The following is a 17,036-nucleotide window of genomic DNA, read 5'->3' as shown; positions in this document are numbered from 1 at the left end:
CTATTCCCTTACGATAAATGAGCCTTTATGTGGCCCTTTTGCAATGAAATCAGAGGCTTCAGCTTCGCTGCCAAACCCTTTGAGCCATACACGGTATATTGGCTCATTGTCAAAGGTTCCCTCTTTAATAATCGCATTGTAGCGATTATTGACATTCATATTGCTTTGAGCAAAGCGCGTTGCACCCTCTTTGCTTCTAAACGCTCCAATTTGGATCAGATAATCGGTCTCCACGACACTCTGTTTTGGTGAACCAGCAGGTGCGACAACACCGGCAAAACCAATCACTTCAATACCCACAGGACCTGTGCCATTGGCAACCAGCTCAATCCGCGTTGCCGCCGTATAGGAGAGATCGATAATCCGTGTTCCCACAAAAGGGCCACGATCGTTCACGCGAACCACAATGCTTTTATTGTTTTTAAGATTGGTGACTTTAAGCATGGTATTCATTGGAAGGGTTTTGTGGGCTGCTGTCATCTCATACATATTATAGACTTCACCATTCGAGGTCTTTTTACCATGAAAATCTTTGCCATACCAACTCGAAACACCGCTGAAATAATCCCCAACGCTAACCATAGTGGGCGTATACATCTTTCCATCAATGCTGTAAGGACGCATCGTAGCGCGATGCATGGCAGGAGAATCGTTGATCGGGCCATTAGGCACCATTGTCGGTGTAGGTTTTGGACCACGATACGCATAACTATCGTTTTTAGAAGAGCATCCGTAAAAAGTCAAAATCATGACAACACAAAGGCTTAATCCACTAATTTTTTGGAATGACAATACTCTCTCCCACTTTTACAAGTGCATTTTTTTTCTTATTGGCTTTGATCAATTGTGCAACAGGAATATCATGCTTTTTCGCTACGGTTTCAATGGTGTCGCCTGCTTTAATCACGTAGATTTTTTCAGCATTATTAGAAGAAGGTGTTGTGACAGGCATTGGAACACCCGAAGGTACCACCAATTCTGTTTTTGTTTTTAATGCAGCCGTTTTTAGGTTATTAAGCTCCATCAAGGACTGATAACTCACGCCGTATCTTTTCGCAATACTTTGCAGTGAGTCCCCTTTTTTGGTGGTATAAACAGCATATTTTTGAGGCTCTTTCGTTTGATCAAAATTTTGAGAAAAGGCAACTTGACGATCTTGCGGGATGTAAAGATACCCTTTGGCACCAAGAGGAGAGACGAAAGCGTGCTTCAGATGGGGGTTATACGACTTAAGTTCCTTTGATGAAATACCGATACTCTCAGCAACATCGCTCAAAGATGTGCCGCTTTGAACAGAAACTTTGACAAACGTTGCATTATTGGCGCGATTTAGCAGATACTCAGAGCCATTATCGAGCATAAAATCCGTACTCCCTGAGATAAAACTCATCATCAGAATTTTACGAATATAGAGTCTGCTCTCTTTGGGGAGATATTTTTTATTTTCATCCAATAACACACTAATGTCATCGCTTCCTGCTTTTGCAATCGCTTTGGTAACATACCCTTCACCACAGTTATATGCAAGAGCAGCTAAGTACCATTTTCCAAACATATCGTGCAACCGTTTAAGATAGGCAATCGCTGCTTCGGTGGATTTGATAGGATCACGCCTTTCGTCCACAAAGGCATTATTCGCTAATCCGTAATGACGTGCCGTTGCAGGGATAAATTGCCAAATGCCTGAAGCTCGTGCTGGAGAAGAAGAGTAAGGATCAAAACTCGATTCGGTCATGGCAAGGTATAAGAACTCGGTAGGAACGCCCGCTTCTTGCATCATTTTTTGCAAAATAGGCACAAATCGGTCGCCACTCTCAAGTGTGCGTAAAAAGTGTTTGGTCTTATAAATCTCCACATCTTCATGCATTGAGATAAAAATAGAATCTTTTAAGAAAGTATTTGGAAGGTCAAAATTTTTGAGGGCGATGAGTTGTTTTTCGTAGTTATTATCGGTATTTAAAAAAGCATGGAGACTCTGAAACAGAAAAAAAAGGGTTAAAATAACCTTATACATGCCTCTCCTTTATCGTGTTAATGTTGCTTATGATTTATTAGATTGTAGCTAACTTTATCTTTTCCAAAGCTTTAAAGAGTGTAAAAGCATTTTTTGAGGTTAAATTGTGAAGTTCGGTGACACTCATAGTTAGAAGCTCTGCCATCTTCTGCGCAACCAAAAGTGTATAGGCTGGCTCGTTGCGTTCACCTCGGTGAGGCATCGGTGTTAGGTAGGGAGCGTCCGTTTCAATAAGGAGTTTTTCGCGGGGAATCAGTGGTAAAACTTCGACTAAATTTTTGGCATTTTTAAACGTTAATACGCCACCAATACCAAAATAAAAGCCATGCTGTGCTAACTCTAAAAGATGTTTTGACGCGTTATAACAGTGTAGGACACCTCCAACTTCGCCTGCATTGCCTTCTTGTAAAAGACGCTTACTATCTTCATTTGCATCGCGAATATGGACGATCAATGGCTTCTTAAGCTCCCGTGCTAAAGCAATCTGTTTTGCAAAAATATGGTGCTGTTGCTCTTTTTCAAACTCTTTTTCATGGGCATCTTCAGGCAATCTAAAATAGTCTAATCCACATTCACCCACGGCGATACACTTTTCATCTTTCAAAAAAGATCGGAGTATTTTTTCGTCATACTGCTCATGATGATACGGATGAATACCTGCCGCAAAAAAGATATGTTCATAGCGATGGGAAAGCTCTTGAGCGAAGCTTAAATCTTCACGATCAGCACCTGGAATAATAATCCCCTGCACCCCTTTCTTATACGCATTTTGGATCACACTATCGACATCGTTTCTAAACTGAATATCATCTAAATGGCAATGGGTATCAATAATCATTTAGGCGACCTCTACCCTGTTTCGTCCGTTCTTTTTCGAAATATACAGTGCCTTATCGGCTTGATTGATCATCTCTTCCACGCTTTCTAAATCACCAAACGTCACCCCAATGGAGATATTCACACTCACCTCTTTTTTCTCTTTGGTTTTAATGTGAAGCCCTGAAATGGCGCTTTTGAGTTTTATAAAAAATTCCAATGCCTTTTTTTGCTCAATATTTTTAAGCACGACACAAAACTCATCACCACCCCAACGTGCAATAAAATGATCATGCGTGAGGTGTTTACTCAAAGCTTTTGCCAGCTCAACAATGACCGTATCGCCCACGTGGTGACCTAAGGTATCATTGATCTGTTTAAAATTATCCACATCAATTAAGGCTATGGCAAACGACTCATCGCGCTTTTTCGCCTCGTGAAAATACTCACGCATCACTTCAAAGAAATGGCGCCTGTTTGAAAGCCCACTTAAAAAATCATTTTGTGCCATCTCTTTGATTTTAGCAATGTACTCTAAAGCATCCAATGAATTGTTAATGCGACATGCTATCTCTTCTCGCAAAAAAGGTTTGTTGATAAAATCATTTACACCGATTTTAAGAAATTTAGCAGAGATCAGTTCTTGATTGCTTGCTGTCATCGCAATGATGGAGAGTTCATTTTTATTGTAGAGTTTGCGAACCTCTTTGGTCAGCTCCACACCATCAATAACCGGCATTAAATAATCAGTTAAGATAAGCTTGATGTCAGGGTTGTCTTTTAAAAACGCTAATGCCTCTTCACCGTGTGCGGCAACCAATACTTTAAACATTTGGTGATGTAACAGGGATTTGATTTGGGAACGTGTCGCCATAGAATCATCCACGATCATGACTTTAATATCACGGTTTTTATGCAATCTCTCAATCAGCGTGAAAATATAATTGACATCATCGATATTACCTTTATAGACATAATCAATCACATCTTTTTTCAAAATCTTTTCACGTATCTCTTGATCCATCGAACCTGTGAGAATTATGGAGGGAATTTTATAGGATAAGATCATATCCACCACTTCACCATCGGGAGCATCGGGAAGGTTAAGATCGAGAAGTGCGACAAAATAATCATTGTTCTTTTCAACAATCGTTTGAGCCTCTTCAAAACTGTAGGCGGCATCCACATCAAAATTCAGACTGGCCTCCATCTTTTTGACGATCAATTTGGAAAGTGCTTTGTTATCTTCAACAATTAAAATCTTTTCGCGTGCCATCAATGTTCCTAATCATTACATGTAAGATTAAGTCAATTCTAACATAAAATTTTGGAAATTTCCTAAAGAGGGCGGTGGAGGATCAAACCACCGCCTCAAAACGTGAGAATATTACGAAAGATTAAGGAATCATCCACGTAAAGATATACGCTTGTGCCATTGTCATTAAGCCCATAATGGTGACAAGAATCAAGCTGTGTTTTACGGTAAATCTAAAGAGGTCTGACTCTTTTCCAACAATACCAGCAGATGCACATGCAATGGAGATAGATTGAGGAGAAATCATCTTACCACAAACACCACCGGTTGTATTGGCTGTAACCATCAAGGTCTCATTCAATCCAAGCTGTTGCGCTGTATTTTGTTGCAATCCGCAGAAAAGTGCGTTGGATGATGTATCTGAACCTGTCAAGAATACGCCTAACCAACCAAGGATTGGAGAGAAGAATGGGAACAAGAAGCCTGTGTTTGCAAGCACAAGTGCCATCGTTGTTGACATGCCTGAATAGTTCATCACAAAGGCAAAGCCCAAAACCATACCGATCGATAAAATCGCCCATTTAAGCTCAAAGAGTGTTTCACCCATTGTTTTAATCGCTGTTGAAACATTGACGCGTAACACAAACATAGAGATAATCGCCGCAAAGAAGATCGCTGTTCCTGTAGCCGAAATCGGGTTGAAAGTATAAACCACGGAGAATGCAGTAGGTTTAGCGACAATTGGCATCATTTTGAAAATGGTGTTGCTGATACTTGTAAACTCAAAGTTGAATATGGTACCTGCCATAATGGCACCTTTAGCAAAATACGCTTTAAAGGCATTGGTCGTCCAAATGGTTACCATGATGGAAAGAATAATAAACGGTGACCATGCTTTAAGCACTTCGCCACCTGTGTGCGCTTTTTGGGTCTCTTTCTCAAGTTCAGCAGAAACATGACCTTTCATAACATTCTTTGGTTTCCAGAATTTTAAGAAAATGGTTAAAGAGACGATAGAGAGGATTGCAGAGGTTACGTCGGGTAACTCTGGTCCGATGAAGTTAGATGTTGCGTATTGAGACAATGCAAAACTACCACCAGCCACAAGAGCCGCCGGCCATACTTCTTTCACACCTCTCCAACCATCCATCATTGCAACAATCCAAAGAGGAATAAGGATAGAAAGGAATGGAAGCTGGCGTCCTGCCATTGCACCGACTAAAAATGGATCGATGCCGGTGACTTTACCTGCGACCAAGATAGGAATACCCAACGCGCCAAAAGCGACGGGCGCGGTATTTGCAATCAAACAAAGTCCAGCCGCATAAATCGGTTGAAAACCAAGTCCAACAAGAATAGCCGCTGTAATCGCAACAGGAGCACCAAAACCAGCAGCACCTTCTAAAAATGCACCAAAGGCAAAACCAATGAGAATGACTTGGATACGTTGATCATCGGTAATCGTAAGAATGGAGTTACGAATAATTCCAAATTGCCCACTTTTGACCGTTAGCTTGTAAAGGAAAACCGACGCGACGATAATCCAAGCAATAGGCCAAAGGCCGTATAAAAAGCCGTACCCTGCTGAAGCAAATGCCATATTCGTAGGCATACTAAAACCAACAACAGCCACTATCATAGAAAGCGCTAATGTAATCGTTGCGGCGTAATGACCTTTCATTCTAAACACGGCAAGTGCTAGAAAGAAAAAGATAATAGGGATTAACGCCACGAGTGCAGATAGCCCTAAACTGCCCGCAATGGGGGAATAAACTTGTTGCCAAGTTTGCATACAAACCTCCTCTTAAATGTAAACTCTACACGCAGAGTAAAGAAAAGATATGATATTCGTATGATTTTTGCAACGAGTAGAAATGAGGTGGAAAAAAACTGTTACAAATTTGCACTCTCTAAAAGAGACTTGGCAAAAACGATCGCTTCATCGCTCACATTTTCACCACTCACCATGCGCGCCAATTCCACAATGCGCTCCGCGTCTCCAAGTGGTACCACATGGCTTACATGTAAAGCATCTTTGGTGACCAAAAAATGCTGATTGGCAACGGACGAGAGCTGTGGTTGATGCGAAATCGCAAAGATTTGATATTTTGAAGACAACGTTTTGAGCACATTTGCGACACTCATGGACTCCTTACCACTGAGATTTGCATCGATCTCATCGAGGATGAGCACACCACCACGTGAGAGTAAAAATTCATTCTGTGTGGCTAAAAATGCCAAACGCACACGGTTGTATTCGCCAGAACTGATCTTTTTAAGATCGACTTTGCCAAGGTTTACATGTAAAGCATCACATCCCAGTTCACTCATGACGCCCTCTTCCAAACGCACGTTTAATGAAGGCATATACAGCTGTGAAAGGTAGTCATTAAGGCGCGCTTCTAACAGCGGTAAATAGGTTTGACGCGTTTGACTGATGTGTAGGCTCTTTTGCGTTACTTCGCGCTCATAGGTCGCAACGGTTTTTTCCAACTGGCTTTTCTCAAAAGCGATGTTTTCATACCGTGCAAGTTCCTCTTCACGCTTGTGTTTATGCACCAATGCCTCTTCAATCGAACCATACCGTTTTTTAAGCTGTGCAATCTTTTCGATACGATCTAGAAGCGATTCCACATCGATCTCTTCAAGGGCTTCAAGGGTTTCATTTTGCTTTTCAAAGACCAAACGCAGTTCATTCATGCACGCATCAAAAAAGCTGCTATCGGTTTCAATAAGAGTGAGTACTTCAATCACACTGCTTTCAAGGTCAAAAATAGTGCCTGCTTTTTGCATCGCCGCTTCAATCTTCTCTTTTTTAGAGAGCGATTTTTTAAAACTGAGCAGCTCTTCATCTTCACCGATCTTAGGAGAGACTTCATTGATTTTGGCAATTTCAAAACGTGCAAACTCTTTGAGATCTTCGACTTTTTGCTCTTCTGCTTCGATCTGTTTGAGCTCTTCTTTGAAGGTTTTATATTCGTCGAAAAGTGTTTCAAATTTACTCACTCTTTCGTAATGATCGGGCTCCTGACGCGCACATACGCCATCTAGCAAACTCAAAAGACGGCTATTTTCAAATTCACTGTTATCTTTGACTGAGAGGTAGTTTACGAAGGTGCGTGAAAGCTCCACCATCCCTTTTTTAGAGACCGCTTGGGTGTTGATAAAATAGCGTGCATTTTTGGCTTTAAGAAATTTAAAAATATTCGGCTCTTCCTCTTCAAAACCAAAGGCTTCGAGTCCTAATTTTTCCCCAACAACAGCTTCAATCACATCGGCATGGACATCACCATAACCAAATAAGGAGAGAAGTCCTTGCATCAACACCGATTTACCTGCCCCGCTCGGACCGCTAAAAACCACTAACCCTTTTTCAAACGCTATATCACACTCCGCAAAGGAGAGATGGTTTTTAATCAACAAGCGCTCTATCACAAATGCCCCCAATGCAGTTTCTTTTTCAATATCTCAAAATAGTCTCGATCCAAACTGTGAATCAGCTCCGCCCCTTGCTTCGCGATGCGCACACTCACACGCTCAATCTCATTCATCGTATAGGTATCTTGCCCATCCACGACAATCACGGTATCGCCATCACTCTCAAAAGCAATCTCAAAATCGACAGGCAACACAAGCGGCCGTTGAGAGAGCGAATGCGGGCAAATCGGCGTGATAATCAGCGCTTCGGTGAGTGGATAGACCACAGGACCTCCTGCTGAGAGGTTGTAGGCGGTTGAGCCTGTAGGGGTTGAGACGATCAAACCATCGCCATAATACGAATTAAAAAGTTGCCCATCCACATAGGCTTTGATGGTGCTCATGTGCGATATTTTAGAACGCGATAACACAATGTCGTTAAACGCGACCACTTTTTCCACTTTACCGTTTACATGTAAAGAGACTTCCAGCATCATTCGCGTGTCAATACGGTAATTTCCCACAAAAAGTTCTTCAATAAAATCGCTGATTTCATCGGTCTGAATGTCGGTTAAAAACCCTAATTGCCCCGCATGAATCCCAAGAACGGGTTTATGATACTTGAAGCTTTTGCGACACAACGAGATCAGTGTGCCATCACCTCCTAGGGAGATCAGAAAATCACTCGCTTTGCACATGTGCTCAAAACTTATCCCTTCGCCACACCCTAAAAGTTGGGCACTTTTCTTTTCAATGAGCAAGGTAACACCGTGTTTATTCAGCGCCGTTTCAATCTCATGCACATACCCGCATAGCGTGCCATCATTGGGTTTGCTGACAAGCCCTACGGTTGTAATCGTGGTTAATTTTTTTGTATGATTGGTTATTTTCATGATACCTCATTTTAGCGTCTCTTTTATTAATCAGCGATTATGCTATAATTCGCCGATATGACAGACCACACAGAAGGTCAAACACGAGGAGCACTACCATGAAACATCTCTTTTTTGCAGCGGTTGCACTGCTTATTTTTAGCGGTTGTACCTACAAAAATGAAGCATTGAGTTTAGAATCGTACAAAGCCGAATACAAAGGCCCCATCACACGCGATAAGAAAGTCGTTTATCTAAAACCCGTAAAAGATCTACGTGCGAAGAAAAATATTATCGGTTATGTGGATCAAAAAAGTTCCACCACCATCAACTTCTACAGTAACGAAAATTTTGCTGAGAAATACACAGAAGGGTTGGGATATGCACTCAATCTTGCAGGCTTTAACACCGACGCTTCAAGCAATGAAGCGAACCTGATTGTCGAAGTCTCTATTAAAGATATTGAGCTTATTTACAATGACAAAAATTTTGATGCAAACCTTAACGGCGAGATCGAAATTGAAGTGGTTGTGCGTAAAGGGGACGATGTGATCACCCAAAACTTCCGCCAAAAAGGGAGCAAATGGATCGCACCTTCATATAACTCAAAAGATTTAGAGCCGTTCTTGTACTCGTTATTTACAGACAGTATCGATCAAATCGTAACACGCTTAACACGTATGTAACCCCTCGGGAAGAGAGCTCTCTTCCCGCTTACCAATTACTCACCACAACCCTGTTTCGTCCGTATTTTTTTGCCAAGTAAAGGGCTTGATCACTCTCTTCTATGAGGGCATCTTTATCCGTAATGACAGGGCTGAGTGAGCAAATCCCCAAACTCACCGTCACTTGCACAACCTCTTGCGTGGTTCCAACCATTGCAACCGTCGTTTTTTCAATCAAATCGCGTAATCGCTCCGCTAAAAGTGCCGCCTCTTCTTTGCTGGTTCGAGGAGTAATAATGGCAATCTCTTCGCCCCCATATCGGGCAACAATGTCGCTATCGCGCACCATTCCTGAAATGAGTTTAGCAAGCGAGGAGAGGACTTCATCCCCAATTTGGTGCCCATACGTATCGTTGATTTTTTTGAAATGATCCACATCTAAAAGCATTAAACTCAAAGGAAGTTTATGGCGCAAGGAGAGAGCAACCTCTTCACTCATGCGTTGGTCAAAATAGCGCCTGTTTTTAAGCCCCGTAAGCGCGTCTGTAATGCTTTCATGCTGTAAAATTGCCATATCTTTGACATCATTGGCGGTTTGAAGTGCAAGTTGTCCCATCACATATGAAGCAATACCGCCTAAAAGGAGCATTAAAGAGCCAAGCATTGAGAGCACGGTGATGCTTTCACGCAATAACCATAAGTTATAGCCAAAAACAAAGTAAAAGAGGAGAAAAAAGAGTGTAAGATTGCTTAAGAGTCTCCAACGCCGCTTTAGCGTTCCATCAGGCAGCTCAGAAATCAACCGCTTAATGGGGGAGAGTGCGCGCACTAAGAAAAGAGCCCCGATAATTAAAAAAACCAATTCACCGATCATAATCATGAGATGCATGCTACCCCAAAATTGAGAGATTTTTTATAACAGCCTTGAGTTGATTGTACCACAAAAGATGACAATCCCTTCTAAAAATAAACTAAAGAAAAGCTACTTTTAGCTATACTCTTAACTTTAAAAAAGCGTTTTAGGAAGAACCATTGAGAAGTCATTATTGTACAGATTTAGATATCGCTAACATTGGCGAGATTGTAGAAGTGTGTGGCTGGGCAAATAGCAACAGAGATCACGGTGGGGTTATCTTCATTGACCTTCGTGATAAATCGGGGTTGGTACAACTGGTGTGCGACCCAGCAGATAGCATCAGCGCGCATGACCTTGCCGCCCACGTTAGAGATGAATTTGTCTTAAAAGCCAAAGGCAAAGTAAGAGCCAGAGGGGAAGGATTGGAAAATCCTCGTCTTAAAACAGGTAAAATCGAAATTGTTGTCGATGAATTGATCATTGAAAATGCCAGTGAAACTGTTCCGTTTGTCATCGGCGATAACAATGTGGGTGAAGATGTCCGTCTGAAGTACCGTTACCTTGATCTTCGTAATCCCAAAGCCTACGAAATTTTTAAACTGAGAAGTAAAGCCACGATTGCCGTTCGTAATTCACTCGATGCGCAAGGCTTTTTGGAAGTTGAAACGCCCATTTTAACCAAATCAACGCCTGAGGGAGCACGCGATTATCTCGTTCCAAGTCGTGTTCACAATGGTGAATTTTATGCCCTTCCACAATCGCCTCAACTTTTCAAACAACTTTTAATGTGTGCAGGATTTGATCGTTATTTCCAAGTGGCGAAATGTTTCCGTGACGAAGATTTACGCGCGGATCGTCAGCCTGAATTTACCCAAATTGACATCGAGATGAGTTTTTGTGACCAAGAAGACGTGATGAAAGTAACTGAAAATCTTTTAAAAGATGTTTTCAAAGCGTGCGGTCATGAGATCACCACTCCGTTTAATCGTATTCGTTTTAAAGAGGCTATGGAAAAATACGGCTCCGACAAACCTGATCTTCGTTATGATCTTTCGATGATTGATGTAATTGACATCTTTGCGAAATGTAAAAATGAAATTTTTAGTAACATTGCCAAAGACACCAAGAAAAATCGTATCAAAGCGCTTAAAGTACCCAATGGCGACACTATCTTCTCCAAACGTCAAATGCAAGGGTTTGAAGAGTATGTTCGCAAATTTGGCGCCTCGGGACTCGGCTATTTTCAAATGAAAGAAGAAGGGCTTAAAGGTCCTTTGGCAAAATTCTTTGATGAAGAAGATTTGCAAGCCATTGTGAACGCGGCAGATTTACATGTAGGCGACGCGATCTTCTTTGGTGCGGGTGAGAAGAAGCTCGTTCTGGATTACATGGGCCGTTTTCGTATCTTCTTAGCCGAAGCGATGAACATTATCCCCAAAGATCGATTTGAGTTTGTGTGGGTAGTGGATTTTGAGATGTTTGAAGTCGAAAATGGTAGAGTCAAAGCACTTCACCATCCCTTCACCATGCCAAAAGACATTGACAACACACCGATTGATGAGATGGAGTCTATCGCCTACGATGTCGTTCTCAACGGTGTTGAACTGGGTGGCGGTAGTATCAGAATTCATAAGAAAGAGATTCAACAAAAAGTCTTTAAGCTTCTTGGCATTAGCGATGAAGAGGCAGATGAGAAGTTTGAATTCTTACTCGATGCGCTTAAATTTGGTGCACCTCCACATGGTGGTTTAGCTATTGGACTTGATCGTTTGATGATGCTGATTACCAAAAGTGAGAGTATTCGTGATGTGATTGCCTTCCCTAAAACCCAAAAAGCACAATGCTTATTAACACGTGCTCCAAGTGCGGTTGAGGGTGATCAGTTGCGTGACCTTGGCATTAGACTTAGAGAAAAAACCAAATAAAGAGGAGTTTATTAGTGAAGAGACTATTTTTGATTATTGGTGCCCCAGGCAGTGGTAAAACAACGGATGCGAGTTTAATTGCTGAGAAAAATTGCGATGTGATCGCGCACTATTCAACCGGCGAATTGCTTCGTGATGAAGTGGCAAGTGGTAGTGAACTGGGTAAAACGATTGATTCGTTTGTCAGTGCAGGCAATCTCGTCCCTCTTGACATTGTTATCAATACCATCGTCAGTGCTATCAAAAATAGCCCTAAAAATGTTGTCCTCATAGACGGCTTCCCACGCTCCGATGAGCAGATGAAAGCGCTCGATGCGATCCTTGATACAGAGACAACCGTTAAACTGGTTTCAGTTATTGAAGTTGAAGTCAGTGAGCAAGTCGCATGTGACCGTGTTTTAGGACGTGCACGTGGAGCGGATGATAACGTTCAAGTCTTCAAAAACCGTATGAAGGTTTATACAGAGCCCTTAGCAGGTATCCAAGCATTTTACGGTGCGAAAAGCCTTCTTCATAAAATCAATGGAGAGAGAAGCATTGAAGAAATCGTCAACGAAATGGAAGATTTCGTCAAAAGCAACATCTGATGCACCAATTCTACTCTGTGATCATCGGCACTGAGCTGCTCAATGGTCGCAGAGTAGACAAACACTTTGCCTTTATCAACCAAGAACTCCAAGATCGCGGACTTTTACATGTAGGGAGTTTTGTGATCGAAGACAAACCTCTTTTGATTCAAAACTGTTTTAAGATGATTTTAGATGATCCCCAAAGCGTTATGTTCTGTTTTGGTGGTATTGGTGCCACACCCGATGATCTGACCCGTGCTATCGCTAGTGAGGTGTTTACAGCCCAACCTCTACGCTTACATGTAAAAGCAAAAGAGCTCATTGAAGCGCAGTATGGCAAAGAGGCCTATCCTCATCGTGTCACAATGGCGATGCTTCCTCCAGAGGCCGAACTTCTACACAATGTGGTCAATCACGTCCCTGGATTTTCCCTCTTTCAACGCTTCTTTTTTACACCCGGTTTTCCTTCAATGGCATGGCCGATGGTCAAAGAAGCCCTCGATCAATACTTCCCTATTCAGCCTAAACTTTACAGTGAGTCCTTCATTGTGGAAACAACCGAAAATGATCTTATCGAGATTATGGAAGCGCTTCCTAAAGAGCTCAGTTTCTCTTCTCTGCCTCGTTTTGTGGGCGATAAACGTATCGCAGAAATTTACATTGCCCATGCCGATAAAGAGAAAGTCGAGCAGTGGTCACGCTATTTTAACGATCAAGGATTGTTAGCGTAATACTGATCAATACCATCGCTAATACCATCAACCAAATGCCTTTGGTACTGAGGATTGAACATATTATCGGACTCTTCAGGGTTGCTGATATAGCCTAATTCCACCAAAACAGAAGGCATCGTAGCTCCTACTAAGACCCAAAATGGCGCTTCTCTGACACCACCATCTTCCACGCTGTACTTTTTGCGCACACTTTTGAGCATACTCGATTGCACATCAATCGCGATTTTGTTGGAGAGTACAATCTTCTCACGATTAAAGACATTGAGAAAGGTCTCTTTGGAGTAAAAATCCATCTCTTCCATATCCGATTGGTTCTCTAAAGCTGCGACGTTTTTAGAACGCTCTGAGCGATCGGGAGAGAGAAAGAAGGTCTCTAAGCCTTTCATAGAGAGTTTTTTTGCTTCCGTTGGTGCTGCATTGGCGTGCAGAGAAACAAATAGATCGGCATTTTTATCATTGGCAACCTTCGTTCGATCTCGTAGTTTAATAAAAACATCTTTTTGACGGGTATAATAGACTTTATAGCCACGAGATTTGAGCTCTTTCCCCAGTTGCAATGCCACATTAAGTACCAGATGTTTTTCTAAACGCTGCTTATATCCAATGGCACCCGCATCCTTACCACCATGCCCCGCATCAATCACGATCGTTTTATCTCGCTTCAACCTTGTTTTACTGGAGGCTTTGCTTGGTACAAAAGGTGCCTCAACAGGAATAACAGACGTTGTGGCTACAGACGCTTTGGCGGAAGGCTTAGGGAGAGTTGCCACAATGGGTGCGTTCTGAGGTGCTTCAGCCGTTGGTGCCATGATTCTTTTCTCACGTAAAATTGGCTTTTTGTCCAGCGATAAGATCACTTGATTATCCAAAACGCTTACATACGTCTCAAAGGAACTTGAAGCATCTAAGATAATGCGGATTGTATTGGTATTGTACTGGCTGATGCGTAGATTTTGTAATTTTTTAGGGGTCGTAATGGTTAAAGGTGCATTCATAATAATGGCAGGAAGATCGATAATTTTTTTATAACTATTGGCACTTTTTAAGACAAAGACCTTGACGCTATTTTCAGCAACCGCAGAGCCAAAATCAAGCACAATCTCTTCTTCGCTAGTGGTAACACGATGCAATACATTTTTTCCCTTATAGCTTTTAGGAAGCGTTGAAGTGAGCTGTGTTGTTGCAGGCAGTGCAGCCACCTGGCTCTCTTTTGCAGCAGGGAAGGCAGAAGATACAGGAGCAGTGGTAGTTTTAGGGCTACTGTTTGATGCTGCAAAACTCTCTTCCGCCGCAGGTGGAGGAATAAGTGGCTTAGAAGGAGCTGTTTTTCGACTCCCTTTACTCATAGTAGCCAGTTCAGCCTCATACTTTGAAGCATCAAGCTTGAGGAGCTTGGCGGTTTTAATGAGGCGTTCTAAGGTCTCTTTTTTAAGCGCATTATCGCTTCCAATAATTGCTTGAATATAGATCGCTTTGAGTCCATGAAAAACACGCAACGTCTCATCGTTATTGGCACTTTTCATTTGAGCATCGTATTGCTCTAACTGTTGCATATAGTTGGGTGCGCCAAAAAGAGCACACCCCATCAACACCAAAACAAAGAATGCTCTAATTCTCTTCCCCATGTACCAGCTTTACAATCAATTCTTTCACACTAATAATTTCATTGAGTTTATAGCCATTGGCTCCTGTAAAAAAGAGCCCTGTCTCTAATTTTCCCATGTAAGCGTCACTCAAACTATCAGCAATACAGTAACCTACTGCTTTAGCCTCTTGTCCTCTATGACAAGGGCTGACGCAGTTACTAATACAGCGAATAGGAGGGCCTTCTCTTTTCTCAACCATCTGAATAAGATTGGTTCTTACTCCTCGCGCGGGATAGCCAACGGGTGATTTAAAGAGTTGAATATCTTCCTTATGCGCTTTGAGCAAAACTTCTTTAAAATTTTGAGCAGCATCACACTCATGCGTTCCAATAAAACGGGTGCCCATTTGAACACCGTCCGCACCTAATGCCATCATTTTTAAAATATCGTTATGATCCCATACGCCACCTGCTGCAATGAGTGGAAAATCGCCCCACGCTTTGATCTCTTCTTTAATAGGAGCAATCAAATTTTCAAGCTGATACTCTTCCATGGCACATTGTTCATAGGTAAATCCTTGGTGTCCACCACTCAAAGGACCTTCAACCACAATAGCATCAGGAAGTCGGTTATAACGTTGCGTCCAGCGTTTACAGATAATTTTAAGCGCTTTAGCCGATGAGACAATCGGGACTAAAGCCACATCAGGATAATCCGCGGTAAATTCAGGCATATTGGTGGGAAGCCCCGCTCCGGTAATAATAATATTAACACCGGCTTCGCACGAGTCTTTAATGACACGTTCATAATCATTAATCGCGTAGAGAATATTCATAGCCAAAGGCTTTGATCCACAAATCTTACGTGCATTGTTCACAATTGCTGTTAAAGCCTCTTTTGAGTAGAAATTCTCTGTATCAAAAGGGCGTGTATTGATATTTTTCTTACTAAAGTGTGTGTTTTCATAATAGCCTGTTCCCACAGAGCTAATCACACCCAAACAACCTTCTAAACTTACCGTTCCAGCAAGCTTATCCCAGCTAATTCCTAAACCCATACCACCTTGGATAATTGGATAGTCCAGTGTGTATTTGCCAATTTTGAGAGGGTTAAATGCCATTATTGCACCTTTAATCGAGCAAATTTTCGCTTACCAACTTGCAGAATATACTCTCCGCATTCCAGTTGTAATTGTTCATCGTCTACTTTTTCTTGATCCAGTTTGACGGCACCTTGCTTGATGTCACGTCTGGCTTGGGATGTTGAGATTTCAAGTCCGCAGTCCACCAAAGCTTTGGCGATCCAGATGGGGTATTCTTTACATGTAAAGGTTTCAATATCCGTTGGAATCTCATTTTGCGAATGCACACGGTCAAACTCTGCTTTGGCTTCTAGCGCTTCTGCTTTACCATGATAACGCTCAATGATTTCTAAAGCGATCATCTCTTTGGCATGTTTTGGATGCACGTTGCCAGATTCTACCTCTTTTTTAAGGACTGCAATCTCTTCTAAACTTTGAGTACTCAACAGTTCATAATAACGCCACATCAATTCATCACTGATGCTCAGCATCTTACCAAACATCTCTGAAGGAAGATCGGTAACGCCAATATAATTGCCCAAGGATTTACTCATTTTATTAACGCCATCCAGCCCTTCAAGCAAAGGCATCATAATAACCGCTTGCTCTTTGCCGATGTTATACGTGCGTTGCATATGACGTCCCATCAAAAGGTTAAACTTCTGATCGGTTCCACCCATTTCAATGTCACTTTTCATCGCAACACTGTCATAGCCTTGAAGCAGTGGGTATAAAAACTCACTGATGGAAATTGGCATTTGAGACTTATAGCGTTTTTCAAAATCTTCGCGCTCTAGCATTCGCGCGACACTAAAGGTCGTTGTCAGTTCAATTAAACCACTGGCACCCAGAGAGCTTAACCATTCTGAGTTAAACATAACAACGGTTTTTTCAGGATCTAAAATTTTAAAAACTTGTTCTTTATAGCTTTGCGCGTTGGCTAAAACCACTTCGCGTGTCAGTTTTTTACGTGTCTCATTTTTACCCGTCGGATCACCGATCATACCGGTAAAATCACCAATTAAGAACTGCACGACTGCGCCAAATTTTTGAAGCAGTGCCATTTTTTGAAGTAAAACCGTATGGCCTAAGTGAAGATCGGGTGCGGTTGGATCAAACCCCGCTTTGACTAAAAAAGTCTCCCCTTTTTCAAAATAATTTTTGAGTAATGTACCAATACGCTCTTCATCAATAATCTCACTAATGCCTCGTTTGATCTCTTGAATCGCATTTTGAATCCGCATAT

At 41.9% G+C, this 17,036-nt stretch carries 15 protein-coding genes; 4 read left to right on the top strand and 11 right to left on the bottom strand.

Going from position 1 to position 17,036, the window contains the following annotated elements; translation table 11 throughout:
• From SMUL_RS04310 to SMUL_RS04280, 7 genes are all read right to left on the bottom strand, one after another.
• On the bottom strand, window positions 1-792 hold the full coding sequence (locus tag SMUL_RS04310) for a septal ring lytic transglycosylase RlpA family protein (RefSeq protein WP_025344036.1): 792 nt from the start codon (window positions 790-792) through the stop codon (window positions 1-3).
• Window positions 773-2,014 carry a lytic transglycosylase domain-containing protein gene (locus tag SMUL_RS04305; protein ID WP_025344035.1) on the bottom strand — a complete coding sequence of 414 codons (1,242 nt, stop codon included), beginning with the start codon at window positions 2,012-2,014 and terminating at the stop codon, window positions 773-775. The genes SMUL_RS04310 and SMUL_RS04305 overlap by 20 nt, the downstream gene beginning before the upstream one ends.
• A 37-nt stretch (window positions 2,015-2,051) precedes the next feature.
• Window positions 2,052-2,852, bottom strand: coding sequence for a TatD family hydrolase (locus SMUL_RS04300; protein WP_025344034.1), 801 nt, complete (start codon window positions 2,850-2,852; stop codon window positions 2,052-2,054).
• Window positions 2,853-4,106 (bottom strand): response regulator, encoded by a 1,254-nt coding sequence (locus SMUL_RS04295; protein WP_025344033.1) that lies wholly within the window; start codon window positions 4,104-4,106, stop codon window positions 2,853-2,855.
• Between the two features lie 121 nt (window positions 4,107-4,227).
• The gene (locus tag SMUL_RS04290; RefSeq protein WP_025344032.1) at window positions 4,228-5,877 is read right to left on the bottom strand and encodes a lactate permease LctP family transporter; all 1,650 of its coding nucleotides are present in this window, start codon (window positions 5,875-5,877) and stop codon (window positions 4,228-4,230) included.
• 101 nt (window positions 5,878-5,978) lie between these two features.
• On the bottom strand, window positions 5,979-7,520 hold the full coding sequence (locus SMUL_RS04285) for a DNA repair protein RecN (protein ID WP_025344031.1): 1,542 nt from the start codon (window positions 7,518-7,520) through the stop codon (window positions 5,979-5,981).
• Window positions 7,517-8,395, bottom strand: coding sequence for an NAD(+) kinase (locus SMUL_RS04280; RefSeq protein ID WP_025344030.1), 879 nt, complete (start codon window positions 8,393-8,395; stop codon window positions 7,517-7,519). The genes SMUL_RS04285 and SMUL_RS04280 overlap by 4 nt, the downstream gene beginning before the upstream one ends.
• A 98-nt stretch (window positions 8,396-8,493) precedes the next feature.
• Here SMUL_RS04280 and SMUL_RS04275 point away from each other — a divergent pair, with 98 nt between their 5' ends.
• Complete coding sequence (locus SMUL_RS04275) at window positions 8,494-9,060, top strand: YajG family lipoprotein (RefSeq protein ID WP_025344029.1); 567 nt, start codon at window positions 8,494-8,496, stop codon at window positions 9,058-9,060.
• A gap of 28 nt (window positions 9,061-9,088) precedes the next feature.
• Here the strand turns inward: SMUL_RS04275 and SMUL_RS04270 are convergent, their stop codons facing one another.
• Complete coding sequence (locus tag SMUL_RS04270; protein ID WP_025344028.1) at window positions 9,089-9,928, bottom strand: GGDEF domain-containing protein; 840 nt, start codon at window positions 9,926-9,928, stop codon at window positions 9,089-9,091.
• 143 nt (window positions 9,929-10,071) lie between these two features.
• On the opposite strand from SMUL_RS04270, the gene aspS reads away from it, so the two are divergent.
• Genes aspS through SMUL_RS04255 form a run of 3 tightly spaced genes read left to right on the top strand, consistent with a single transcriptional unit; the run spans window position 10,072 to window position 13,120 of the window.
• Window positions 10,072-11,820: an aspartate--tRNA ligase gene (aspS, locus tag SMUL_RS04265; RefSeq protein WP_025344027.1), complete on the top strand. Its 1,749-nt coding sequence runs from the start codon at window positions 10,072-10,074 to the stop codon at window positions 11,818-11,820.
• Window positions 11,821-11,834: 14 nt separating this feature from the next.
• On the top strand, window positions 11,835-12,407 hold the full coding sequence (locus tag SMUL_RS04260) for an adenylate kinase (RefSeq protein WP_025344026.1): 573 nt from the start codon (window positions 11,835-11,837) through the stop codon (window positions 12,405-12,407).
• Complete coding sequence (locus tag SMUL_RS04255) at window positions 12,407-13,120, top strand: competence/damage-inducible protein A (protein WP_025344025.1); 714 nt, start codon at window positions 12,407-12,409, stop codon at window positions 13,118-13,120. Before SMUL_RS04260 ends, SMUL_RS04255 begins: the two co-directional genes overlap by 1 nt.
• Here the strand turns inward: SMUL_RS04255 and SMUL_RS04250 are convergent.
• From SMUL_RS04250 to tyrS, 3 genes are read right to left on the bottom strand one after another with little or no spacing between them, the layout of a single operon-like run.
• A complete protein-coding gene (locus SMUL_RS04250; protein ID WP_025344024.1) occupies window positions 13,102-14,748 on the bottom strand; it encodes an N-acetylmuramoyl-L-alanine amidase in 1,647 nt (548 codons plus the stop codon). The genes SMUL_RS04255 and SMUL_RS04250 overlap by 19 nt on opposite strands.
• Window positions 14,732-15,829, bottom strand: a complete 1,098-nt coding sequence (locus SMUL_RS04245; protein WP_025344023.1) for a nitronate monooxygenase — start codon at window positions 15,827-15,829, stop codon at window positions 14,732-14,734. Before SMUL_RS04245 ends, SMUL_RS04250 begins: the two co-directional genes overlap by 17 nt.
• Entirely contained in the window at window positions 15,829-17,034 is a 1,206-nt protein-coding gene (gene tyrS / locus SMUL_RS04240) for a tyrosine--tRNA ligase (RefSeq protein ID WP_025344022.1), read from the bottom strand. The genes SMUL_RS04245 and tyrS overlap by 1 nt, the downstream gene beginning before the upstream one ends.
• Window positions 17,035-17,036: the final 2 nt, after the last annotated feature.

The sequence above is a fragment of the Sulfurospirillum multivorans DSM 12446 genome (assembly GCF_000568815.1).
GTDB lineage: Bacteria > Campylobacterota > Campylobacteria > Campylobacterales > Sulfurospirillaceae > Sulfurospirillum > Sulfurospirillum multivorans.
Note: the sequence above shows the minus strand (reverse complement) of the source record. Positions and strands in the feature narration are given on the sequence as shown.